Genomic DNA, 24346 nt, shown 5'->3' on the forward strand with positions numbered 1-24346 from the left:
ATACGTAAATGTCGTGGATCACTCGTAACGGTTAATGTCGTAGATCTTGGTTGGACAAGCGAGCCAAGGAAGGAGTTATAAATGAAAGGCAAAGTATTAGATTATAATGTGGAAAGCCGCAACGGTGTGATTTCCGGTGATGATGGGTCTCGATATTCGTTTAATGTTGAACACTGGAAAAGTGCCGCTCTACCTAGCGCGGGGAGCCAAGTAGACTTTTCAGTTAATGGTCACGAAGCCGAAGCGATCTATCTTATCAAGATTGCCGCCAATGGGAACTCGAAAAAGCTAACAGCCGCACTCTTAGCCTTTTTCCTAGGCGCTTTCGGAGCACACAAATTTTACCTCGGATATAAAACACAAGGGTTGATCATGCTGCTGGTCTTCGTGTTCGGATTTATAATCTTAGGGATTCCATCTTTCATTATAGGTCTAATCGCTTTCGTAGAATTCATTATCTACCTTACGAAATCAGAAGAAGATTTTGAGCAGACCTATGTTCTTGCTAAGAAAGCTTGGTTCTAATCTAAGCTAGATAATAAGGCGCTCAATAATCGCGGCTGAGAAAATCTTCACGCACCGATGGTTTGGCGCCTTTAGATGTAAACTTTAAGTATTAACTCTTTGGCTCTCATTCAGAAGGTGATTAAGAAACACCACTGAATGGCTAGCTCATATATGCGCAAAGCTCCAGTATTTTACGAGCGGTGGAGATTTGCATTGCGCGTCTTGTTGACTAAAAGGAATTGTATTTTGTATAAAATCAAAATTTTTGTTGCTGCTATTTTGTCAGCCACCCTACTGAGTGGCTGTGCACAGATTAAGAACGTCGCATCAGGTCTTGATTATAGTACTGGCACTTATGTGACCCAGCAACAGATCGACTCTTTCAAAAAGGGTAAAACACGTCAGGCCGACGTGATCGCTATGATTGGAAATCCGCCGCAGAGAGCGGAGGTACTTGGTAAAGAAGTTTGGACTTATACTTATACTCTCATCCCGGCATTACCATTTGAAAAAAATAAATTCGAAAATACTGTCATTGAATTCAACAAAAGAGGTGTTGTGGTGAATGCGTATAAGACTGGCGGGGCACCCGGACAAAGTGGGAATCCACTACTAAATGCTGCCGGAATGTAAAAACATTGTTAGCGCCCCGCTAGCAACACTAGCCAGCATTCGTTTTGGGCATCTTCAGGGATTTGATACCGAGGAAGGGTGACGTAAACTCAAGGTGGTCAGCAGCCTCATTAAGGATCATGCGCAATGGCGTCATGATGTGGTTGATTCGCGTCGCTGACAGACTCTGACCTTTCTGCCGGGGGACTTTGCCGAGTGCCGAGCGAAAAGCCAGGATGTCTGCCTTGGTGATGGCGCTGAACTCCTTTTTGCCGAAGGTCGTAGCAGGTGCTTTTTAAGTGTGAGTCGCACTGTCTTGATATAGCTCTGCCGCCACTCCATCTGTTTCTCGTCGAACCAGAGTTCGGCGAAGTCCAAAAACATCGGTATTTCGAATCTCCACGCCTGGCCTTAAGCCTGCTGATTACCTGAGCCTGACTCCCTGAGGGGGAATACTCTTGCAATCCAAGGTGCCAAGGGTGATCTCGGCCTCAATTCGATCGAGAAACTTCTGCAGTTTTTACGGTTGGCTGGCGTGTTGGCCAGCGTGGTTCGCTCTCGACACCGCTTGCCCAGATAGCGGAAATCAAAGAACAGATTCCCCGTTTATTTTTCGCGCGACGATCTTACCCATGGCAAACACCACCATTGGTCATTGGGATGCCGAAGCAATTGCCCGCGAAAACTTCACCATGTCGCGCTCGACAGCTTGCCAGATGAAAAGGATTTACCGACCACCAAAAGGGCGGAAGTAGTGGATATCTTCCTGCAGCACGGAATCCGGCGAATCACCCTTCAAGACGTGAGTGATGCCATGGGTTTTCCGGAGCCACGTTGTCCCGCATAGCCGACACGCCCGGCTACAACACGTCGACGGATCATATTGATCTGCTATGTGAGTATCTGGGGTGCGAATTGGGCGATTTACTAAAGGGAGTAACTGAGTTACCTGGAGATGCTGAGTAACGCTTTCCGCGCTACCCCTCATAAAAGCCATTAGTGTTCACCAACGCCCTGCAGATAAGGGCAGTGGTCATTCCGAATGCTGGTTGGGATGGGCACAGAATGGACACATTTTTGGAAACATGAAAAAAAAGGGCCTAGGTTTTCACCTAAGCCCTTGTTTTATATGGCGCACCAGGCGGGATTCGAACCCACGACCCCTCCTTCGGAGGGCAATGCGGTACAGGTATTTAGGCTAGCGGCAAAGGTTCAAAAATGTCTCTAAGTACCGTCCTGCAAGGCTTTGGCCTTATCTCGCTGCCTGCAGTCTATAGCGTTTAGCGGTATCTGAGGGTGGTTATCTAGGGCACGAAAAACGAAATGGGCTCCAGCGATTTTGACACCTAGCCAGCCCCTAGCTCGCCCTGCCGCCTTCTCACCGGACTTGAATTTCGAAAAGCGGCTGGCGGCCTATGGGCAGCGACTTAGCCCAGCATGGTCATAGGTATTAACACTATCCGTAAGGCCTCCCGCATTGGGCTTCCCCACGTCCACACAAACCCGTTATGTTGCCCTCTGCTGTTGCTTTTACATCAATAGGCAACACAGGAGTGCGCAGGGCCCAGCGTTAGCAATGCTTTTCTGGTGGAGGAACTCTACCCTCGCAGGGGCCAAGGCCGTGCATGCGTCGAGGTTAGTGTGGCAGCTAGCTCACTCGTCCTTGGCGTTTATCTCGGCGGAGACCTTGCCAAACGACTCCCAGTGGCCAACCAGCTCATCCACGCGATCGGGAATACGCGGTGACTTACTGAGCACCAAACAGCGGGTTGTACCCACGTACTCCTCAAGGAGGTAGAGCGTGTCCCCAACGTCGACGCCCATTTCCTGCAAGACCTCGTCAGGAAGCCGAACAGCACCGTCGCCGTCCCAATCTTCGATCACCACTTTATGCTGCATCATGACTCATGGAACGGTTAAATGGATGTCCGCAGGGGGAGGCAACGGTGAGCTGTTGCCAACGAAGTCCCGCGGCGCAGATCGAAAGCATAGCAAAACGCTAGCTCGGAGCGTTGTAACCACCGTTTAGGACTGGCACCTGCCACTGCTCTGACACCAATCGCATCGGCCTTTCAAAAACCGAGGCTTATCCAGTGATGCAGCGCAGGCACAGGTCTTTGGCTAAGCAGCAATGCAAATTCCTGCAAAGGCTACTCGGGCTTGCTGGTACTGAGCACCTCGAAGGGGGATTTTGCCAAGAGGGTTGAAGGCGGGCCGCAGAGAAAAGGCGCGATCAGGGCTAGATGATCTAGGGTGTTCAGACGCTGCGAACTCTGCAGTTCCCACCACAGAAAAACTGATAACTATCGCTTTCCACGCGGGACGGCTTCATAGCGGACGGTCTGGCCCTAACGCGCCGTGCAGCTCTGCTGGCGGCATAAAAGCTCACCCATGCAGCTTCTGCGCAAGGTGGAAATGAGCACTTGGAGTGAGGGGAGCGTGTCTTTACAACGTCGATTCCCGTTTTCTGAAAAACCTCGTCAGGCGGGTGCCGCGCCGTCGCCGTTTCAGTCCTCAATTACTACAGAGGCTCAATCTCGACCGCTCCAAGCGGTGAATGAAATATTTCCGGACTCGGATTCTGGAAACGGCTGATAAGGTCTTGCCTCTGCTGCGGTCTGCTGACCCGAAATGCCGGCTTATAGGCGCCGAGGACTTCACGATTTAGCCTCGCTTGCCCTGGTCTGAGCGACGTGACTTCAAGCCTTGGAAAGGTTGGCGCTGACCTGCGGATCCCGTTCTCAATTCCCCATCTAGGAGTTCACCAAATTTTCAGCGCAGGCGTTAGCACAGCCGAGCACCCGGTATCTTGGTAGTTCGTATCTAAACGGGAGAACAGCTGATGAGATGGTTTTTTATGGCGATGCTTAGCGGAGGCGCAGGTCTTTGGCTAAGCGGCCAGTACCAATTTCCGCAATGGCTACTCTGGGCCTTGCTGACAATGGGAACCGCGGCGTGGGGTTTTGCGAAGTGGGTGGAATGGAGGGATTCCAAAAAAGGGCGTAATCATGATGGCGCGCGTTGAACATTATTGGATCACCTTGCATCTTCAGGCGGCAAAAACTCTGCAGCTTTCAATTCGGAAGATCTCATGAAGTGGAATTCTTCTAGGTTAGGAAGAGGTCGGATGCGCAAACAGCGTCTAGTAAAGAAACAGTCGGTTCCGTTCAGCTCAGGCCAGTACAACAAAGTGCTGGAGCGGGCGATCGCCGTCTTTGGTAACCAAAAACTGGCCGAGGAATGGCTTGGCCGACCTTGCAAGTACTTCAATGGTGAATTGCCATTGGCAATCATCACTGATCCGGTAGGGTTGCAGGCCGTCGAGGCTTACTTGCAGCGCATCGAGCGCGGCGTCTACCAGTGAAGTGCAGCCGATGCGTGCCCCAACGCTCCTACTCAATCTTCGACCTCGGGGCACCTGGATGGCGACGTGCCGCTGGACGTTATCGACAATCCGTTGGGGTTTCAGGCAGTCGAGGATTATCTGGAACGTATCGAATGCAGGGTCTATCAGTGAATCCAACTCACTGGTCTGGCTGGTACGCATGGCGCCTCGACCGCGAGCTTTGCAAGGACACCTGGGACAGGGCATCGGTGCGTACATGATGGGTGGCCGTTGGAGTCCACCAGGGCGAAACGCCGTGTACGCCTCCGCGGATCTCTCAATCGCCAGTTTTTGGAAGTAGCGGTGCCTGTAGGCTTCGCTGCATTGGATACGGTTGGATGCTGGCTGCTTACGCCATCAAGAGCTCTGAGAGATCGACCTAAATGCAACGGATCTCCGCCCGGGCAAGCGGCCGCCCCGCATGGGTGGACCCTGCGACGCAGCCTGTCGCCGCTCTCGGTTAGTTTGAGGGCACCAATAAACCGCGAGGTTTTCGATATGCCTGTACAACCCCATCCCTTTACCTTCGTATGCCCTCGTTGTTCTTGGAAGGAAACGACTTTCCCTCAGAGTGATGCGCTTGTCGTTGGGCGCGACTGGTTCGCTCATTGCCCCCGCTGCGGGAATGAGTCGATAGACCATGGACCGGCTTCTCAAAGAGAGATATTCATGGCGCGGCTGGAGCAGTTTTCCCGAATATTGAGCTGAAGCAGCGATGGACGGGACGCCTCAAGATTGCGTCCATCTTTGCGGGTTGCTCCGCCTGGTTTCATATGGCCACGCCGCGAATCGGATGGATAGTGCGTGCCGGTTTTTTGAGTAAGGCGTGACGCTTGGACATGCGAGGATCGAGAGGAAAGCGGGAGTTATGGAGCCGCGAAGTACTATTTGGGCGTTTTTTGTCTTCACTATTCAGCATCCATGTGGTGGCGTTATGATCTCATTTTTTTCGGCGCGATTAGATATACGACGCGGTGATGTCGCGCACTTGCGATTTAAACAAGGCTTTTCATGTCTGAAGCGAAGGATACGCTGCACCGGCTTCTTGCTCTGCTACGGCTGATTCCAACAGAGCCCCGCCGCATCTCCACCCCTACCTTGCAGGAAAAACTCAAAGATCGCGGCTTCTCCGTCACGCTTCGTTCGATTCAGCGCGATCTCAATCGTCTCTCCACGGCGTTCTCCCTGCAATGTGACGACAGTGAGACGCCCTTTCGATGGAGCTTTACCCGTGACGTCCCGCTGGATCTTATCGAGATGGATACGCCAACTGCATTGGCGCTCTACCTGTCCGAAAGCCATCTGGCAATGCTTCTTCCACAAGGCGTACTTGATCAGTTGAGCTCGCAGTTCCGCAGAGCTCGAAACTATCTTGACAGTTTGAGTCGCAACGAACTCGCGGACTGGGCACACCGCGTTCGCGCGTTACCAAATGGCAAGACGCTTCTGCCGGCACAGTTGACGCCGGGAATTTGGGGATATGTATCTGAGGCGTTGCTGGAGCGACGGCAGCTGCGAATCAGTTATTTCAGTCGTAGTAAGGAGACCCTTTCAAGCCTCCTAATACATCCTGCGGGCTTGGTTTCTCGCCACTCTATCAGTTACCTGCTCGGCTCGGTCGATGGCTACGGTGACATCCGGCAGTTCGCGCTTCACCGTATCAAGCAAGCTGAAGTCCTCGATGTCGATGCTGATGCGCACCAGGACTTCGATGTGGATCGCTACATCGAAAGCGGTGTTTTCAATCTGCGCGAGGCCGATGAGCGGGTCGAGCTAGTTGCGGATATACACCCTCAGCTTGCCTCGCTGCTAAGAGAGACGCCTCTTAGTAGTGAGCAAACTATTCAGACGATTCCAGATCGCTATTGGCACCGACTGGTCGCACACGTGCCGCTGGACAGAGAAACGCTTTGGTGGGTATTCGGACTTAACGACCAAATCCATGTGCATTCGCCGCAGATCTGGGTGGACGAAATCAAGCAGCGGCTTGAATCACTGCGGCAGATGTACCAGCTTCAATAAGCTGCGACTCAACCTGAAAAAAGATCCGCACATTTAGTGGACAAACTTTAGCGAAGGTACCGTGTTCTTTATGCTTCCGACTGACGGTCTTGCAGGGCTCATGGCTTGACTGCGCTTCTTCAGGGAAGAAGCGCAGAGCGAGGGCCTCCATGCCCGCAATAGCAGCCCCAGCTGTGCCTCTACCCCGTTCGTGCATTCGTCACGATGAATCAAGCAAAGCGTCTAAACCTTTAGGAGAGCCCAGCGGGGCTTTCGAGTGTATGACGCGGTGTTCGGAATACCTCGCTCGGATAGCTATGCGAGGGTCGCCGCCAGCGGCCAGCCGTTCGTCGTAGGCTATAACCCAACAGCGGAAGGCTCGCTAACGGTGGCAAGCGCCACTTGCACTACATCATGGGCGGCAGCAATTTGTTGGATTGTGTGCTCCTTGTTAAGGATGTCGGCGCGTAGCTGGGTCAGAGCTCGCTGAATATCGGAAGTCATGTCTTCGACGAAGGTCTTGCCGGTGCTTTCCAGGCTGTCGCCGATCGCCTTGACCTTGCGCTCCACTTCACTCTCCAGGTCGGCGATGATTGCCGCCACCGCTACCCGCTGGGCTTCCTTAAGGCCGTTGATCTGGTTCTCCGAAACTCGGTCGCTGCCGAAGGACTTGACGATGTCGCGTCCGTAGTTCTTATCGCCGAACGACACGTCCGGAATGGTGATGCGTCGCAGGCTTTTGTTGACCTCGGCGAGCATAAGCTCGGCATCGAAGCCGGCATCGCCGGTATCGAACAGGTCCATGGCCGCCACGCCGACCTTGCGGCGCAGACCGTCGAGGTCCACGCAGTCGAGGATGGCCTTCTGCAGCGCCTGGGTGGTCTGGATGGCGAAGGCCTCGACTTGCTCGATGGCATCCTGGGCGCTGGCGTAGACGGTGACCACGTCGCGGTAACGGGTTTCGCTGCTGCCCCAGGAGAACGGGTTGTACCAGCGCGATTTGGACACTTCATAGGACTCGGATTTGGTTTCCTTGAGCACCTCGACCTTGCTGTACTTCTGCGCCTGGGCGCGGATCTCAGTCTTGAGCAGGGCGAACTGCTGGCTGGCCTTGACGAACTGCTCGTCGAACACGTCCTCCAGTCTGGTCTTGCCGCCGCTCATGCGCTTGAGCATGTCCTGCTCAGTCTTTTCCAGCTCGCCGATATTGCCGCTGCGGATACGCTCGCTGCGGCTGGCCAGTTCCTCGGCCATCTTCTGCAGTCGCTCGCGTGCCCCCTCGCGCACGCCCGCGATTAGCGCCTGCTCCTTGCCGGCCAGCAGTTGCTGCTTGCGCTGGCGCTGGGCCAGCAGCTCGTCGCGCAGGGCCGGGATGTTGGAGAGCTGGCGCAGGCTATCCGGAGCGAACGGGTAGCCGGTGGCGGTGCACAGCTGGTCCAGATGGTAGCGGTCGTTGTCGGACAGGTTGTCGAACTGCTTGGCGATCATCCACGCCCAACTGGAGACGAAGCGCGGTGCGGTCTGCTTGACGGCGCCGAGAATGCGCCGGGTCTTCTCGTCCTGGCCGGGCTGGTTGATCTGCAGGTCGAGGGTCTGGTTGGCCAGCCCGGTCAGCTTCTTGTCGAGCAACTGCATCATCGCCGCCGCGCGGGCGCCGCTGCGCTGCTCGGGCGGCAGGCGCTCGGTCAGCTTGCTGGCGGTGGCGGCGATGCCGCGATCCTGGCGCAGAGCCAGGTCGCGCTGCGAGCCGATCAGTAACACCGCCTTGTCGTCGATGCCGGCCTCGGGCAGCTGTTCGCGCAGCACCGACATGTCGGAGGAGGTGAGGAACTGGCCCACGTTGGACAGCTGGAAGATCACGTCGCACTGGCCAAGATAGCTGCGGGTGATCTGCCCGCGCGACACCACCGGGTCGTTGAAGCCGGGGGTGTCGATGATTTCCAGCCCTTCCAAGCGCGGGTCGTCGACATGCAGCACGCTCATCTTGGTGATGGCAGTGAACCTGCCGTGGCTGCTGACGTAGTCCTGCAGGGCATCGGCTAGATTCGCGGCGCCGTCGATGTTCTCCAGGGTATGGGTCTTGCCGAGGTACTCCTGCACGTCGAGGCGCTGCTGGCGGGCCTTTTCCACCAGTTCCACCGAGGATTTGATGGCTTCGGGAATCCGCTGCCTGACTTCTTCGGACATGGGCTGGTGCGGTGGTGCGGAGCACGCCTTGGCAAAGGGGCTCGCCTGCGCGGGCTGCCGCTCCTCAATCAGCTTGCGCTCTTCCTCGGCGTAGAAGCGCGGATACTCGCTGGCGCGCTGCTCGATGTCAGCCCAGTCGTCGGCGCTGTAGAACACCACTTCGGCGCTTGCCTTCGGTGCGTAGACGATCTTGGTCAGCGCGGCGGTCATCGGCGTGTCGGCCTTAGGCAGCAGGTCGCGCTCGAAGATGGCCGCATTGAGGAAGGATGATTTGCCGGCCTTCATCTGCCCGATCACGGCAATACGCAAATTGCGGCCTTCCTCGCGTACGGACTGGAGATTGTTCTGCAGCCCGTCGATCAGCACCTGCAAGTTACCGAGCTGTTCGCCATCGAGGATGGAGGCATGGGCTTGCAAATTGTTCAGAATGGACTGGAATCCTTGCATGAAGTTACTTCTTGTTGATCCGAAATTCTATTTTCGTTGATTGTTTACAAGCCACCAGAGCGGTCCGCTTGGCTCTTCCAGCTTCTGCAATAGAGCGTTGGCCCGTTGATTCCCTTGGGCTGCAGATTTTCGTAGCCAACTTTTTGCATGAGCGGAGTTTTTTGTCAGGACCTCTCCAGAGAGATAGTGCTTGCCAATATTGAGCTGTGCATCAGGATGTCCTGCCTTGGCGGCCTCTTTATACCAGTGAACCGATTGTGCAAGATCTTCAGCTGTGCCTCGGCCTGTCTCATGGCAGATGGCCAGCGCATACTGGGAGTTTATGTTTCCTTTGCTCGCTGAGAGTTGGAGCAGATGGAATTGCGCTTCAAGGTGATCCTGCGCGGCAGTCTTTTGGAGCCACTCGATGGCTTGTTGTTCGTCGTGCGGTACCCCTTGACCGTTTGCGTAGCCTAAGCCCAAGATAAATTGAGCTTCTTTATGCCCCTGCCGGGCTGCTCTGCTATACCATTTGGCAGATTGGTACTGATCCGGTGCCACGCCGATTCCCGTATCGTAGTGTGCGGCAAGATTGAATTGTGCGCTGGCATGCTCCTGCTCAGCCGCCTTTCTATACCAAGCGACGGCCTGTTCGTCACTTTGGGCAACAGCAACGCCATTCGCGTGATACACACCCAAATTGAATTGAGCTGATGCATGACCAAGCATCGCCGCCTGCAGGAAATGAGTAGCAGCCAGTTCGTACTGCTGCTGATCATGATGCTGGATCGCCTGCCGAAAAATCTCGTCGCTTGATGGCGCATCTACCGCCACCTCGCCAACGATGTCCCCGACTAGCTTCAGTATTTCGCCCTTTAGTGCGATAAATTGCTCGACCTGCTCTTTGAAAGCCCCCTGGCTATGACGCTGCTCGCGAATCAGTCCTTGTAGCGTGCTGCGCTCGCTCTCCGGCAACTGATCGGCCAGTGGCAGCAGGGTGTTGAGCAGGGCGAGTTTTTTGCGGCTGTCCGCCAGGCTGTCCTGGTTGTGTCGGATATAGCCGTCCAGTATCTGCTCGCAGGTACGGCGGTGCTGGGTGTACTTGGGCCGGCTGTCCAGTTGACCGAGCCAGACACGGACATCGTCACCGGCAATCCGCCCGCCATGTTCGCTGCCCAGCGGGGCGGCCCAGGCCATTAGTCCGGCGCAGGGAATCCCCGCCTGTTCGATGGCGGCGCGGGCGCTCTCGAGGATCGCGTCGATGCGCGCCTCGCCGACCAGGTCGGCCTGGGTGACGACGAAGAAGATCGGTTGCGGGTGGTTCAGGCGACGCAGGAAGTCCAAATCGTCCTGGCGGATCGAGCCGTTCTTGGCGCTGAGCAGCCAGAGCACATGATCGGCTTCGGTGAGCTGGCGCAGGGCGATATTCTGGTCGGTCTCTGCAGCGCCCTCGGCGTCTGCTTTGCTGTAGCCAGGGGTGTCGAGAAAGGCGAGGCCGTCCCACGGCAGGTGAGGCTGGTGCAGCATCAGCAGCTTGAGGATATGGGCAAAGCCGAAGCCCTCGCCGAGGCTGCCGCGGTAGTGGTCGTTGAAGGCGTGGGTAATCGCCTGCAGGGCGTCGCGGTCCAGCGCAATCCGGTGGTCGAAGCAGTTCAGTGCGACTATGTTGGCCTCGCCACGAGTGATGAAGCTGGGAATCGCGGTGGTCGGCTCCAGCGACTCGGGCAGCAGGTCGACGCCGAGCAGGGTGTTGAGAAAGCGCGACTTGCCGGCGCTGAATCCGCCACCGACCCCGACTACTCTCTTGCTGGCCAGGTCGGGGAACAGGGCGAGGTTCTCCAGTGCGTCCTCCAGCGCCAGCAGGTGACGCAGGGCCTGGGCCTCGCCGGGGTAGCTGCCGCGGGCGGTGAGGGCGATAAAGTCCTGGTGAATCAGGGCGTGCAGGCGGGCGAGCTGGGCGCGCTGGGCTTCCTGCACGGCCTCCGGGGCGGGATGGCCGATCAGCCGGGCGAGCAGTTGCAAGCCGCGCGCCGGGTGGCTGAGGTAGGGGTTGGCGGTAGCCGCCTCGGCGGCCTCCAGCTCTTCCAGGGAAAAGTTGAAGTCGAGGGACATGCTTAAATGCTCCTGTCAGGCGGCCAGCGCCGGCTGCTGGGCGACCAGTTTGGCCACCCGCTCGAGAGCCTGTTCGCCCCGTTCCTTGATCTGCTGCTTGCGCAGCTCATCCGCGCTCAGTTGCTGATCGATGCGCTCGATGTTCTCCCGCTGCACATCGAGCTGGGCGGAAATTCTGTCGCGCATAGCGGCCAGGAATTGTCCGGCGTGCTTCTCCAGCAGCTCGGGAATCGCTGCTTGCAACTGGCCGATGATCGATTCAATGGCCTCGTTAGCACGGCCTTCAGCTTCGCTCTCTTTGCTGGTGCCCGAGACGAACAGGCCGATCACACCGCCGAGCAGGCCGCCGATCAGGGTGCCGACTAGCGGAATCATGCTGCCTATTGCAGCACCGGTAGCGGCACTCAACGTCGCGCCAACGACGCTCTGGTCCTGTGCAATGCCGATCGGGCCGTCGCCGGCTAACGTTGGGCCGTCGAAGGCGTTCAGCTCGATATGACTCCCGAGGTTCTGGCAGGCATCCTTGAGACGCGGCGTTAGGTTCTGGTCGACGGCCAGCTGGCAGGCGTTGCGCGCATCCGCGGTGAGCAGCGGACCGATGCTCTGGCCGCCTAGCAGGATCTGCGCGTAGGCGCTGCGCCGGCTGCGCAGGTAGCTGTTGACGGTGGCGACCACCTGGCGGGTGATCGGGCCGCGGCAATCGCGCAGCAGGCTCTCCTGTTCGCTGGCGTAGTTCTCTTCCAAGCGGGCGCGGTTGCGTTCGAGCAGCTTGCGCTGGTCGAGCAGGTCGTCGCGGGTGGTGTCCAGGGCCAATTGCTGGCGGATCAGCCGCTCGGCCCGGCCGAGCAGGTATTCCACCCGCGGCGCCAGGTGCTGCTGGAAGAGCGCGGCCTTGCGGGTTTCCAGCTGGGCGAGCAGGTCGTCTAAGCCGCTCAGGTCGCCCTCGCGTGCTGAGCAGCCGCGCACCGGATGGCTGGGGTCGAGGCCGGCCTGCTCGGCCAGCTGGCGTCGCAGCGCCTCGCGCTGGCTGGGCGTGTTGAGCGCCTCCTGGCAGACCAGCAGGGAAAACTCCTGGCCGAGCGAGCGCTGGCGGTTGATGAAGCCCAGCTCGTCGATGCCTATTTGGCTACTGCGGGTTACGCAGAGAATGCAGGCCGCGCCCTCTCCAATGTACTGCTGCAGGGCGCGCTCGTGGTTGCCGTTACCGGAGCCGAAGCCGGGGGTGTCGACCAGAATCAGATCCGGGTGGCGGGCCAGTGCGCTGCGATTGAGGTGAAGCTCGACGAACAACGGCGGCTGAGCGTCGGTGCGCGGGTTTTCTAGCAGCGGCCGGTAGGCGGCCAGCTCGCGCTCCTCGCGGCGCAGGCCGCTGCTGTGCAAGTCGTCCAGCCAGTGGATTACCAGCTTCTCCTCGCCCGGCAGGGCGTAATGGAATTCGGTGGCCAGGCTGGTGCAGGCGCCCAGGTCGTCCTTCTGGATGTCCTCGCCCAGCCAGCAGTTGAGGAGGGTGGACTTGCCGACGCTGAACTTGCCAATCAGCGGCACCTTGAGATGGAAGCCGCTAATGGCCTCGCGCAGCTCGACGATTTCGCCGCGGAACCCGTTAGGCAGGATCTTTTCGCCGACCAGTTCGTCGAGTACCTTGAGCTGGTCGAGCCAGCCGGCCTTGAAGCGGCTGAGGTCGCTGCCGTGCACCACCGAGAAGCCCGCGACCTTGAGGTGATAGAGCAGCTCGGCCAGGAAGTCCCAGGCCGGCAGCTCGGCGGCGGAGCCATAGCCCCAGAGCGTCAGGGCCTGTTCACTGCTCATCGGTTCGGCGCTTTGGTTGCGCAGGTCGCGCAGCCAGCGGGCCGGCTGGCCAGGCTGCCGGTCGGCCTCGGGCAGGATCACCAGGCGCTCGGTCATAGTTCGCGCGCACTCGGGCTGTTCGCTCAACTGCGCGCAGAAATCGGCGATCCGTATTGGCTGGCTGTCATCCAGGCCGGTGTTGATGCACATCTCCTTGAGGCTGACCAGCTCGGCCGGCGACCAGTTGCCCTCGGTCAGCAGGTAGAAATCGTTGGCGATGCAGGCCAGGCGCAGCGGCACCGGCAGCCTGGCCAGCGGCTGGCCGTCGAGGCGCGGCCGGTTGGGGTGCAGCAGCCAGTTATGCAGACGGCCCTGGCGCTCCAGCGTGCTAAGGCGATCCTCATGTTGGCTGAGGCGCTCACGCAGCTTGCAGTACACCCCGGCCAGCGAGCGGTAGACGCGGCGCAGGTCGCGGTTGTGGCGTTTGCCGAGACGCTGGATCTCGCCGAAGGCGCTGTTCAGGCGGTTCTGCAGGGCGCATGCGAATTCGAGAGTAACCGCACCTTTTTCCTGCACGGCAGCGATCAAGCGCAGGGCGGCGAACTGCGCCTGGGCCAGGTCGCGGTCGTTCTCTGCGGCGATCTGCTGGCTTTTTCCGGTAATCGTGCCCCACAGGCGCGACAGCACGCCCTGCTCGCGCATATGGTTAGCGCGTCCGGTGACCGGCGACAGGGCACTGAGGGCATCCAGCACGGCCCCTTCCACCTTGCGGCGGTTGTTAGCATTCTGGGCGATGAAGCTGTCGACAGCGGTTTCGATCTGACAGCGCTCGATGTCGGCGAGCAGCGCGGTGTTTTCCAGGGCAAGCTGGTCGAGCGCCAGCGGCGTTTCATCGTCGTCGGCCAGCTCGGGCTTTTGGCTGAAGTCGTCGCTGCGGATCGTCCGGTCGAAGTCGTGGATGTCGTAGACCGTCTGGCCGTGTTGGCGATCCATAGCCTGCAACTGCTGGGCGCTCTTGCGTTCTTCTTCTGCGCTCAGGCGCGCACGCTCCCAGAGAGCTTCGTACTGGGCCTCGTTGCTGAGGAAGAGTTCGAGGTGGCGGAACAGCTGCAGGCCGTCGTTGTAGCCCTGCTCCATTCGCCGCGCGGCACCCTGGTTGGAGAAGTCGAGGGTGGCGTTGACGCCCCCGAGACTGCGCGTCGGCACCACCGGTAGTATGCGCACACCCGGATAGTGGCGCGGGTCGATGCTCAGATCATCGGGCGACAGGTAGACGACGATGATGGTGTCGCAACCAGACTTGATCAGCGGAATGATCGGGGTGTTGTCGACGTTCTTGTGCGGCAGGCCCCAGTAGAAGCCCCCATCGCTGTAGATACTGCCCTGAATGCGCACCTCGTCGAAAATCATCGGCAGGGCGGCGGTGCCGAGCAGCATCTCTGCGGCGGTATGCGCGTCGCGCACCTCCAAGTAGTCGACTCGGTTGGCTTCGGTGTTATGAAGCGCCACGGTCAGCGGCAGCGCCGAGGAGGCCAACCGACCGGAATTAAGGCCCTCGCTGATCATGCTCTTCAGTCCGTCCTGCTTGAAGAAGCCCTTGGTGCTGACGAAGTGGCTAATAGCCTGCGCCATCACGCTGCCTGTAGCCATTGATGCCAGCTGCGCGGCCAGACCGGGAACGTCCTGCACGGTCAGCATGTTGCGACTCTCGATGTTCAGCCACATGTCGCGGGCTTGGTTGAACTTGCCTTGGGCGAACATGGCTCCGTTGAGGCCGCCCACCGAGGTGCCGGCTATGGCGCTCAGCTGGCTGTCCAGGCCGAGCTCGCGCATGGCCTGCCAGACCCCAATCTGGTAGGCGCCCTTGCCGCCGCCGCCGGAGAGGGTGAGGCCTAGTTTGTTGAATTTCATGCTCTGTTCCTTGAGAAGACGTCCGTCGCCGGAACCCCCGACGAGATGCTCTAGAGAGTGTCTGTGCGATACGGCAGATGGCTGGCGTTATTGCGCTGGGCCATTCGCACAGTGTCTGCAAGGACGTGGTGGTAAGAAAAATAGTCGTCTGGCCTTGTTAGTCGGCCATGGTGGCATTTTGATAATGCTCGGGCACTGCCTCCCGTTTTGCAATATCCCGCTGGTCAAAACGAAGCAAACCTTCAGACTGGTTGCTAAAACTCGATTATCGGCCCTGCACGTCACGCTGCTGCGCACGTGTGCTTAGCGATCTATCGCCCCCATTGGTGGAGGGCATAGTTGTAACGTGTCAAAGGGCCAGAGGGGGCGCGATAAAAATGAATGGCGCATCCCTCGACCGCGGGATGCGTGCGAAGGTGATAGTTGCGGAGTGTCCTCCTTCATTTCCTAATCTGGGAGCCGAAAAATCCCTAGCTAGGCCATAGCACAGCCGAGCATCCCGTTGTCGTGATATCTCGTATGTAGTCAACGAGAGCACGCTGATGAGATAGTTGTGTGACGATGCTTGGCGGTGGCGCCGGTCTCTGGCAAAGCGGTCAATACCAAGCCCAGCAATGGCTGCTATGGGCCTTGGTGGTCCTGGTAATCGCGACGTGGGCTATGCCAGTGGGCAGAATGGCGGGAGCCTAGAAAGGGGCGTAATCGTGATTCCGCGCTCTGAGTCGTTGGAAAGACTGAACGAGAGTCAGCGGCTGGTTAGGGCAGATGCTGAGTGTCTTCTATCACGGCGCTTCATTGCAGCGGCAGCTATCGTAGTATGCTATCGGAGCAACGTGAGGTTTCGATGAAACAGCGGAAACGTGAATCTAAAGCTGAAATGATAGCTCGATACCAGGATGAAGCGCGCTTGGTGTTGGCTAAGCGCCATGGTGCTCAAGGGCGCTTATTAGCTATTGCCGCCGCTGCCGGCGCTGCGGGTCTAGATATGGAGCCGGGGGGCCGCTTGGCTGGTTCGATGCCGCCAAAAAAGGTTACCTAGGGCGGCCCTTCAGTTAAACGCTGCTTTTCTTGTGGATTCGCTCAAGAGACGTAGCTGCGCCGACAGAAATTCCAGCATGCTTCGATGCGTTACGAAAAGCTTTATTTAGATAGGTAGCTCCCGTACCGAATCTAGGTAGCGGCGCACCTCGGCCAGTTCAGCAGTGCGCCCAGACAGCATGAACTGCAGAGCGCTTTGGCCATTGAAAGGGTGCGTTTCATTGGGTTTTTTTACCCACTGATAGACGTAGTCGGCATGGTTACTGAAGATCAGCCTCAAGGATTTGTGGATCCCCATCAGGTAGGAAATCCGCACCAGAAGATCGTGGCACAGGCATACCTCTGGCAACCTCTTGTACTCGTGGTACGCGGCGTCGCCGATGCCTCCGAGCAAAACCTTCTGCTCATCCTCAGAGCATCCCCATTTCTTCATAAGGTTGAAGAAAAAGGTCAGCGCGACCTTGCCTGCAAGCGGAGTATCAGGGGCTGAAATTTCATCTTCATTTTTAAAAGTCACGTTAGAGACCTAGGCTTCGCTATGGGATAACCCTTCCACTATAACGAGCGTGGCGCGCTACGCACCGACTTACGGATTTCGACGCAGGACCTTGATGGAGCCAAGTCGCGCCCACAGGAATTTCATGAGCGCCCCGAGAATGCAGTCAAGGTTGTACCATGGCTTCAACCCGCGCCGTTGCTGGGGTACGGACTTTTCGTGCAGCATTCCCACAGGCGCTGTTGAGGGCATCGGCTGCCCGCCAGAGCCGACAGGGAGGTCGACTACCTGACCGGAATTAGCTGAGCGCTGACCGGAAACTGGCGACAGTCGCTGCCATCCTGTAGCCCGCGGCAATGGCTGCGGATTCATTCGCGAACGTCTCCGGAGGGTTGTGGTGCCCCATGACTCATTCTGTGCGGCTGTCTCGTAGCCGCACGAGGCGGCGTCGATTCGCCCACCCAAAGAAGACGAGCACCCGGGAGCGGGGCGGTACGTTGTAGCGCAGCGCCTCGAGGTACTCGATCGCCGTCCGGTACTGGGTGAATCGTCCACACATAGGCCCTCCGGTCATCGCCGTTGAATTGACCCGCGCGATGCGGCTCTGATATCTGTATATTTATACAGTTATCGCAGAGCAGTACGAGAATGCGGGTCACTATTCTGGGGCGTCTCGGCCCCGCCAAAACTTTCTCTCAATACGTGGACAGCCGAGTGCCGGCGGGTTTCCCATCACCCGCTGCCGACTATGAGGAGGTAACCCTGTCGATCGACGACTTGGTCGACCTGCGGGCACCCAACGTCTATCTGGTACGGGTGAGCGGGCCAAGCATGATCGGCGCCGGGATCTATGACGGGGACGTGTTGGTGGTCAACCGCGCCCTGGAGGCGCGGTCGGGCAACGTCGTTGTCGCGTACGTGGATGGCGGGATGACGGTCAAGCGACTGCAAATCTCCGCCGCGGGAGTGAGGCTGCAGCCCGAGAACCCTGATTACAGGGCAGTGGCCGTGACCGAATCATTGCATGTGTGGGGCGTGGCCACGCATAACCTGCACAGCCTATGTTCGCGCTGATCGACTGCAACAGCTTTTACGCCAGCTGTGAGCGGGTTTACCGACCTTGGCTAGACGGCGTGCCCGTTGTGGTGCTGAGCAACAACGACGGCTGCGTGATTGCTCGCACCCACGAGGCCAAGCGCTTGGGTATCCCTATGGGCGCACCGTATTTCAAATGGCGCCACCAGTTGCGGGATTGGGGAGTGGTCTGCTTCTCAAGCAACTATGAGCTTTACGGGCAGATGAGTGCGCGCGTGATGACCACGCTCGAGGGGATGTTTCCGCGATTGGAGGTGTACAGCATTGATGAGGCATTTGCCGACCTGACCGGCCTGCCAGGTGACATGGCTGCGCTAGGACGCGAGGCGAGGGCGCGTGTGCTGATGTGGACCGGCATCCCAGTGGGCGTTGGCATCGGGCCCACAAAGACGCTCGCAAAATTGGCCAATTGGGCGGCCAAGACCTGGCGTAAATCGGAAGGGGTGATTGACCTTCGCGACCCGTCTAGGCGCGATCGACTGCTGCAGATAACCGAGGTGAGCGAAGTGTGGGGCGTCGGTCGCCGGCTGACCGCGCGGCTTAAGCCGCTGGGCATCAAGACGGCTTGGGACTTGGCGCAGTACGACCCGGCGTCACTACGCCAGCAGTTCAGTGTGGTGTTGGAAAAAACGGCTCGCGAGTTGCGCGGGATCTCGTGTCTGCACCTTGCGGAGGTAGAGCCGCCGCGGCAGATGATCTGCAGTAGCAAGATGTTTGGTGCTCGGGTGCGCGAACTGCCGCCGATCCGCCAGGCGGTTGCCGCCTACGTGTCTAAGGCGGCGGAAAAGTTGCGCGCCCAGGGTAGCCTCGCCGGCACCCTGCAGGTGGCCATCCGCACAGGTATGCACAACCCCAACCAGCCGCGCTACGCCAACGCCATCAACTGCCCTCTGCCGTACCCCACCGACGACACCCGTGTGCTTGCCGCCGCGGCGGTTCGCGGCCTGGATGCCATTTACCGCCCCGGCTACGCCTACAGCAAAGCCGAGGTGCTGCTGATGGACCTTCGCCAACGTGGGGAATTTACCGACGACCTATTCGCAGCCGCACCTCGCCTGGGTGCCGATCGGCTGATGGATGTAGTCGACCGGATCAACGCCCAAGAGGGCAGGGGTACAGTGCGACTCGGTCGTATTCCCGCAGCCCCTAAGTGGGCGATGCGGCGCGAGATGATGTCTCAGCGGTACACGACGCGGTGGGATGAGTTGATGGTAGTGAGATGAGCGTCGCTTGGGATTGCTGAGCGACAGCTATCGGCCAGAAGTAGACACTCAAAATCTTCAGGGTGGTATCTCCGTTGTCAGCTTGACCTTCTGCATCGGGATCTCAGTTTTCGGGTTTCACACGCCTTTGATTCGAGCTTGGTGCTTTGCCTGGAACTGCCGGTATACAGGGGCTCCTGCGGTTCACTGCACAATTCAGTCGGTAATCTGCTATATAAGCAACCCCTCCCTCATGAATGTATGACCAAGGAAGAACAATATGAACCAGGAGCAGTTGGCGTCAGTAAACCTAAAGATAGGGAACTGTGATTTTAAGGGCGCAGCCGATGAAATGTTGGCGGCTGCCAAATCTTTATCCGAGTCCGGAAGTGAGTCATTATCTGATTTTTTGGCCAGCTATGCGCACGATTTGTCGGAGAGAAAGTCCGACATCGGCAAGTTTTCACAGAGCCTCAAGGACAAAATTGAGAGAGGCGAAAAAAACCTAGCGGACATAGGTGATCAGATAAATACTCTCATGCATGAGGTATATAACTATTTTCTGGAATTTGAAAATATATCCATCCGTCAGAATGCGCTGCTATCGCGCCCCATGTTCTTCAGGCTTGAGAATCGGGAAAACTTTCCGTTCATTGAAAAGTTATTTAGTGGTAGCGACGCCCATATAACGGGGGAAAATTTTCACGAAGTATTTAAGAAGCAAATCATTTTCTACTTAAATCTGAGTGCGTATGGTGAGAAGTCAATTTTACACTTAGGGCAAAGGAAGACCAATATTGCTAAAGGGAAGTACTGGAAATTCGTCGAGCTTAGTAGGCAGTATAAACATAAAATATCCTGCCTAGATCGAGTTCAGGATTTACTGAATGAGCAAAAGCCCTTAGAAATGGAACTGGCGGGCCTTAGAAGCAAGCTCAGGAGGAATGATGCTACTGCTCATTTGTCTCTGTCAGAATTCAACAGGTGTTTAGAATCATTTATGGCTGGTTTGGCCACTGAAGAGACCCTGTAAACCAACCTGGGCGAGTGAGGTGCGTTTGTGTCTAACAAAGATGAAGATAAGAAGAAGTCGCTGATGGATCTGGCGACTCTGGACGATTTCGCACATATCAATCCAGCCTCAATCATGGCGATGAGCAACTCGTTGCACTTTCATACGCTGGAGCGGGCGTTTAGAGAGGCGGCTCAGACCGCAGCAAACGCTGGCGATGCCGCTGCTTTTAGGGCGTTCAACGTCTTGGCGGTTGTCTGTAGCTACCACTTCAATCCCGGCAGGCCAGATACCTTCTCTCCCCAGATCATTTTTAAGGGCAAGCGGACGCTTATCCCGAGTGATTACCTGGGCGAGCAGCAGAGAGTTCTTGTCCAGATAGCCGAGCAGATTGACCACCCCCTGCTTCGGGCCCGAATCGCTGATAGCTGCTGGTACGTCAACCGAGGGCTCCACACTGTCGCCGCGCTTGCCGCCAGTTCGTATTTGAATACGGTAGAGCTCTTCTTCAAAAGAGAGCTGCTCGATCAATACGAGTCGGATTTTGCGGTGCCATTCAAGGTGGTTGACCTCATCGATCGGGCATTCGCGATCTACGCCTCTGCTGGCAAGCGCAAAGAGATCCCAGACAGTGCCAAGGCGGTGCTGAAGCTGGCCTATGAAACGGCCAAGGACAATGAGTGCCTCGTCGCCTTCGTGAGGTTGTCACCCATTGCCCAGTCCTGTGGGTTACTTGGGTGGCAAGACATTGCTAGCGCCGCTGAAGACATGGCCAACGCCACGAAAGATCGGCTGTATGCCGATGCCGTGAAGAGGGTGTGGCTCCATGCGGCTCGTGCTTATCTTAAGGTGGACGACAAGGAGTCTGCTTTCAGGTGCAAGGTGAATGCGGTCGAGCAGACGCTACGGATGCGGGACGCAGTCAGCACCGCCATGGCAAAAGCCTCATGGACACGCAGTGCTATTGGTGAACTCCGTGCAATTGGCGGCCCGGCGGAGAGAATCGAGGCCCTCAAGACGGAGCTCCAACAGCATGAGGAGGATTCGCTTTCCGAGTTTGGCTCGTTCAGTGTGCCGATGGATTTAACGGATGAGCGCCGGGCGACGATAGAAGAATTTGAGCCGCTTGATGTTCACGAAATGCTGCTTCGACTGGCATTCACATGCCGTGCCCCAGACAAAGTTGCCCTCCATAAGAACTGCTTAGCGAAGAGAGACAAATACTTCTTCTCGTCGATGTCCGGTAAGTCCTACGTCGATGAGCGAGGAAAGGTGATCGCGACAGCAGCGCATGTGCCGCATGGCAGTGAACCGCCAGAGGAGTGGTTTGATCATGAAAGCCTTAGTGAGGCGGGACTTCATTATCACATAGCGACAGAGGCTTTTATTCGGCCTGCGTGCATTACGATGAGCCGTTGTCAGCTCATTGATGATCGGCATTTTGAGCCTATTGTCTCTAGCAGTGAATTCGTGCCGCCAGGGTTCGAGGCAGTTTTCTCCCAGGGCTTTTCTAAGCTTGTACAGGGGGACATGGTATCGGCAGCTCACCTGTTGATACCACAGCTTGAGAACGCCCTCAGATATGTGCTGAGCAGCCGTAGATCGAATACCGCCAAGCTGAATAATGATCTCACCCAAGAAGATCAGTCGCTCAAGCTGTTGCTCAAGAACTACTGGGAAGAGATAGAGCAGGTGTTCGGGGTAGATAACACGTACATCTTCCACATCCTGTTCAACCTCAAAGGTGGCCCGATGCTAAGGCACGAAGTGGCGCACGGTAAGCTCTCAACGGCCCAATGCTATGAGCCTTCATGCATTTACGCGTGCTGGTTTATTTTCCACCTCACGTGCGTCCCTCTTGCCCCGCACTGGAGCTCAGTAATAGCAGGAGCGATTCAAGAAATTGCGAGCTAATGGGCAGTGCTTAGGAGTTGGCTTAATCTGGAGGTTGTAATGAGCTCCACATGGGGCTGAATTGCCCCTGATTTCGTAGACACCGCAATTCATTTCTCGAAGGGCTTATATTGGCTGTTAAAGCTGACGCAGGCGACAGGCTGCTTTTGGCCGATTTCTGTCGGTTACGATCGACTGAAAACAGCCAAAAGCAGATTGCCCTATGAATAGATCCGTTTCCTTTGTGTCCAAACAACGAGTCAAATCACTGCGCTTTACTGTAATTTTTCTGGTCCAAAAGTACCGGTTATTTTCCAAACAGTAGATTGATGCTCTTCAAATTTTCCGCCCAAATCTAATCCGGTGCCCTTTATAGTGGCTTTAAAACCAGCATTCAGCCCGTAATCGTCCGAGTACGTTAGTGACAGATTGAAATTCTTTAATCCGTTGTTTACGCGAGCGGTAGCAACAGTCTGCCAAAGAGCTTCGTGAGGATACCAAGTCAAATTTTCAGGGATTGATGGATCGTCATGTCCTGTCAATTTTGCGTCAAAAATAATTGCGGAGTTCTCTGCTCCATTTTTTCCGGCGCCGATCGAAGCAGAATCTCCAGTCGGGATTGTAACGCCGAGACCAGCTGAAAACTCTTGATCCCAGCCGCTGATATGCTCAACCTTAATTTCATTAGCGCCAAGGCTCGATAGAAGAGTTATCACCTCCGCAAACTTATGCTCGAATGCCTGACGGTGGAACGAGCTAGCGGTGTAGTACATCAGATGATTTGCTGGATGTTGAGCGTAAACAACATTTTCTCGCGGATGACCTGGCGGAAAAATAAGATTCATTTTCTTAGATTCGGAATAGCTAAGAGTGGTGAGATCAGCCCCTTTATCTAGAGCATCCATGATCGTTTTGATTAGTTCTACGGCTTGCTTGCCGAGAGTAATTGCAAACGGCTCACCATAAAAAGAGAAGACTGAATTAGCGATTTTTTTTACGAAGCTCTCTTCAGGTGCTACTTGTGCCATCTGGACTTCGCGCATTGCTTCAGCTGTTTTATCCGGGACCACGACAATCAGTCTATGGCCAATCTCGTAGCTGTCATCCATGAGGATTTCGATACCCTAATTAGATTGATAAGTGGCGGTTTTCAAAGCCTACTAGATTCGGAAAGGAACTCCAACTGTAGCTGGTTTATTTTCACCTGATATATGCGCTGATAAACCTCTGACAACGATGATGATTTTGAGCCAACGCTCTCAGCTTTGGAGGCGAGCGATCCTATGCGAAGGGCGGCTATTGGCCGAAAGCAGCCGTAGGTTGCTTGGAAGTGAGAACATCAAATGGATGTCATCACGGACGTCGTGATCAGCCTGTTACTCCATCGCGAGGCTTACGGACCCTAGGCTTCTAGCATCTTGTCGATTGCGGGATTCGCGCGGCTGGATGGCGTCGGTTGGAGCGAATGCCCAGGGAGCGCTAGATCACTCCGAGCCCATGCTGTTCCATTCGGAATCTGATGGCCTCGACGGGATCAGAACGTGGGATCGGATAGTGTTCGTCTTCATATTTCTCGATCAACGCTGCGAGCGCTTCTAGCGCATCACCCTCTGGCGTACCGATCGGGGCACCCCACAGTTGCTCCAAAAGCGCCAAAGCGGTAGCTAGGTCACCATCAGTACGAATCGGCTTGATCTTCATTAAAACTGCCTCGACATTAATGGATGCACTGTACCTGCATAAGCCAGAGCGCTATTTTTAAATTAGGTGCTCCCGAGGCGGGCTGGATAACACCTGATAGTCGCGCCGCTATGCAAAGCATACGGCGCTTTGGGTTAGCTAGTTAATGAAAATTATACGGTAGGTCGTTCGTCTTTCGCCAGCCATCTAAGTCTCGCTCTACGGATATAGCTGGGGGAAACGCCTAGGCGCTCGGCTAAAATACGGTCAGAGGTCAAACCAAACTCGGCTGCAATTTTAGCAGTGATTTTTGGATATGATTTTTCAAATGCTTTTATTCCCAATTCTTTTCGTTTCGCTTTGATTGGGTAGTTACTAACTTTTAGCCTATCGGCTAACTCGTAGTCGGGCATAGTGCCAAGAAGCGCGATCGTTTGCTCGTTCCAAATTTCCTCAAGCGGTTGGAACTTAGGCCGGAGGGGTTTTGGCTCCGGAATACCAAGCTCAGTTCGAGCCTCCTTAATACTTTTTGCGGGAATACCGAGGTCTTTGGATAGGCTGTAGTCCGTCTGTACTGCCAGCCGCTCAATCAGCGATTGTGTAAGTTCTAGCTTGAAGCTGAATTCGGCGATACCGTTGGCCTTTCGATACCGGCGGACGGTAGTCGCTCCCACCCCAAACCTCCTCGCTATTTCGCGGTCGCTGAACTGGCCGACCTGGGCTTTCCAGTCGCTTTTACGCATGTGCATTTCCTCCATTTTGAGCAGGCGAGAAATTCACCGCTCTATGAGGTAGTGCTCAGAGCAAGTGCACCGATTCCAGTTCGATATGCCTAGGCACCGAAAATATTATCGAATAGTGAGCGGGCGGCCCTATGTCTAGTGCCTGGAGGGGGATGATCTCGACTTTGGAAGCTGCAGCGCTTCCAACCCGCGCATGCGCGGAATCCGTATGAGAATACTCGGCGTATCGACCTGGTTTTCCGCGCATGCGCGGAAAAC

15 protein-coding genes and 4 pseudogenes are annotated in these 24346 nt (G+C 56.4%); 10 read left to right on the plus strand and 9 right to left on the minus strand.

Annotated elements, in window-relative coordinates; translation table 11 throughout:
• The first annotated feature begins 81 nt into the window (after positions 1-81).
• Positions 82-525 carry a TM2 domain-containing protein gene (locus PSTU_RS0110345; RefSeq protein WP_019340956.1) on the plus strand — a complete coding sequence of 148 codons (444 nt, stop codon included), beginning with the start codon at positions 82-84 and terminating at the stop codon, positions 523-525.
• A 228-nt stretch (positions 526-753) separates the two neighbouring features.
• Positions 754-1140 (plus strand): outer membrane protein assembly factor BamE, encoded by a 387-nt coding sequence (locus PSTU_RS21320; protein WP_157999800.1) that lies wholly within the window; start codon positions 754-756, stop codon positions 1138-1140.
• Between the two features lie 390 nt (positions 1141-1530).
• Here PSTU_RS21320 and PSTU_RS22275 read toward each other — a convergent pair whose 3' ends face one another.
• Positions 1531-1716 carry an Arm DNA-binding domain-containing protein gene (locus PSTU_RS22275; protein WP_413771558.1) on the minus strand — a complete coding sequence of 62 codons (186 nt, stop codon included), beginning with the start codon at positions 1714-1716 and terminating at the stop codon, positions 1531-1533.
• Positions 1717-1947: 231 nt separating this feature from the next.
• Here PSTU_RS22275 and PSTU_RS22280 point away from each other — a divergent pair.
• A pseudogene (locus PSTU_RS22280) lies at positions 1948-2085 on the plus strand (helix-turn-helix domain-containing protein); the annotation flags it as partial.
• A gap of 687 nt (positions 2086-2772) precedes the next feature.
• Here the strand turns inward: PSTU_RS22280 and PSTU_RS0110350 are convergent.
• A complete protein-coding gene (locus PSTU_RS0110350; RefSeq protein WP_019340957.1) occupies positions 2773-3018 on the minus strand; it encodes an AbrB/MazE/SpoVT family DNA-binding domain-containing protein in 246 nt (81 codons plus the stop codon).
• 1279 nt (positions 3019-4297) lie between these two features.
• On the opposite strand from PSTU_RS0110350, the pseudogene PSTU_RS20660 reads away from it, so the two are divergent.
• The 3 genes and pseudogenes from PSTU_RS20660 to PSTU_RS0110365 form a co-directional block, all read left to right on the plus strand.
• Positions 4298-4483 (plus strand): annotated as a pseudogene (locus PSTU_RS20660) (antitoxin Xre/MbcA/ParS toxin-binding domain-containing protein); the annotation flags it as partial.
• Positions 4484-4537: 54 nt separating this feature from the next.
• Positions 4538-4636, plus strand: a pseudogene (locus PSTU_RS21340) (antitoxin Xre/MbcA/ParS toxin-binding domain-containing protein); the annotation flags it as partial.
• A gap of 879 nt (positions 4637-5515) precedes the next feature.
• Positions 5516-6526, plus strand: coding sequence for a helix-turn-helix transcriptional regulator (locus PSTU_RS0110365; protein ID WP_019340959.1), 1011 nt, complete (start codon positions 5516-5518; stop codon positions 6524-6526).
• A 336-nt stretch (positions 6527-6862) separates the two neighbouring features.
• Here PSTU_RS0110365 and PSTU_RS0110370 read toward each other — a convergent pair whose 3' ends face one another.
• From PSTU_RS0110370 to PSTU_RS0110390, 4 genes are all read right to left on the minus strand, one after another.
• On the minus strand, positions 6863-9139 hold the full coding sequence (locus PSTU_RS0110370) for a dynamin family protein (protein ID WP_019340960.1): 2277 nt from the start codon (positions 9137-9139) through the stop codon (positions 6863-6865).
• Positions 9140-9166: 27 nt separating this feature from the next.
• Positions 9167-11230 (minus strand): dynamin family protein, encoded by a 2064-nt coding sequence (locus PSTU_RS21070; RefSeq protein WP_019340961.1) that lies wholly within the window; start codon positions 11228-11230, stop codon positions 9167-9169.
• A gap of 15 nt (positions 11231-11245) precedes the next feature.
• Positions 11246-14929 carry a patatin-like phospholipase family protein gene (locus PSTU_RS0110380; protein ID WP_019340962.1) on the minus strand — a complete coding sequence of 1228 codons (3684 nt, stop codon included), beginning with the start codon at positions 14927-14929 and terminating at the stop codon, positions 11246-11248.
• A gap of 1144 nt (positions 14930-16073) precedes the next feature.
• On the minus strand, positions 16074-16484 hold the full coding sequence (locus PSTU_RS0110390; RefSeq protein WP_019340964.1) for an antitoxin Xre/MbcA/ParS toxin-binding domain-containing protein: 411 nt from the start codon (positions 16482-16484) through the stop codon (positions 16074-16076).
• Positions 16485-17111: 627 nt separating this feature from the next.
• Here PSTU_RS0110390 and PSTU_RS0110395 point away from each other — a divergent pair.
• From PSTU_RS0110395 to PSTU_RS0110410, 4 genes are all read left to right on the plus strand, one after another.
• Positions 17112-17537, plus strand: a complete 426-nt coding sequence (locus tag PSTU_RS0110395) for a LexA family protein (RefSeq protein WP_019340965.1) — start codon at positions 17112-17114, stop codon at positions 17535-17537.
• Positions 17525-18781 (plus strand): translesion error-prone DNA polymerase V subunit UmuC, encoded by a 1257-nt coding sequence (gene umuC / locus PSTU_RS0110400; RefSeq protein WP_019340966.1) that lies wholly within the window; start codon positions 17525-17527, stop codon positions 18779-18781. Before PSTU_RS0110395 ends, umuC begins: the two co-directional genes overlap by 13 nt.
• Before the next feature lie 259 nt (positions 18782-19040).
• The gene (locus tag PSTU_RS0110405; RefSeq protein ID WP_019340967.1) at positions 19041-19793 is read left to right on the plus strand and encodes a hypothetical protein; all 753 of its coding nucleotides are present in this window, start codon (positions 19041-19043) and stop codon (positions 19791-19793) included.
• Positions 19794-19820: 27 nt separating this feature from the next.
• The gene (locus PSTU_RS0110410; protein ID WP_085990187.1) at positions 19821-21686 is read left to right on the plus strand and encodes a hypothetical protein; all 1866 of its coding nucleotides are present in this window, start codon (positions 19821-19823) and stop codon (positions 21684-21686) included.
• Positions 21687-21940: 254 nt separating this feature from the next.
• On the opposite strand, the gene PSTU_RS0110415 is transcribed toward PSTU_RS0110410, so the two are convergent.
• The 3 genes and pseudogenes from PSTU_RS0110415 to PSTU_RS0110425 form a co-directional block, all read right to left on the minus strand.
• The gene (locus tag PSTU_RS0110415) at positions 21941-22774 is read right to left on the minus strand and encodes a hypothetical protein (RefSeq protein ID WP_019340969.1); all 834 of its coding nucleotides are present in this window, start codon (positions 22772-22774) and stop codon (positions 21941-21943) included.
• Positions 22775-23156: 382 nt separating this feature from the next.
• Positions 23157-23366 (minus strand): annotated as a pseudogene (locus tag PSTU_RS20670) (helix-turn-helix domain-containing protein); the annotation flags it as partial.
• Positions 23367-23518: 152 nt separating this feature from the next.
• A complete protein-coding gene (locus PSTU_RS0110425) occupies positions 23519-24088 on the minus strand; it encodes a hypothetical protein (RefSeq protein WP_019340971.1) in 570 nt (189 codons plus the stop codon).
• Between the last annotated feature and the right edge of the window lie 258 nt (positions 24089-24346).

This window comes from Stutzerimonas stutzeri SDM-LAC (genome assembly GCF_000235745.1).
GTDB classification, from domain to species: Bacteria; Pseudomonadota; Gammaproteobacteria; order Pseudomonadales; family Pseudomonadaceae; genus Stutzerimonas; species Stutzerimonas stutzeri_H.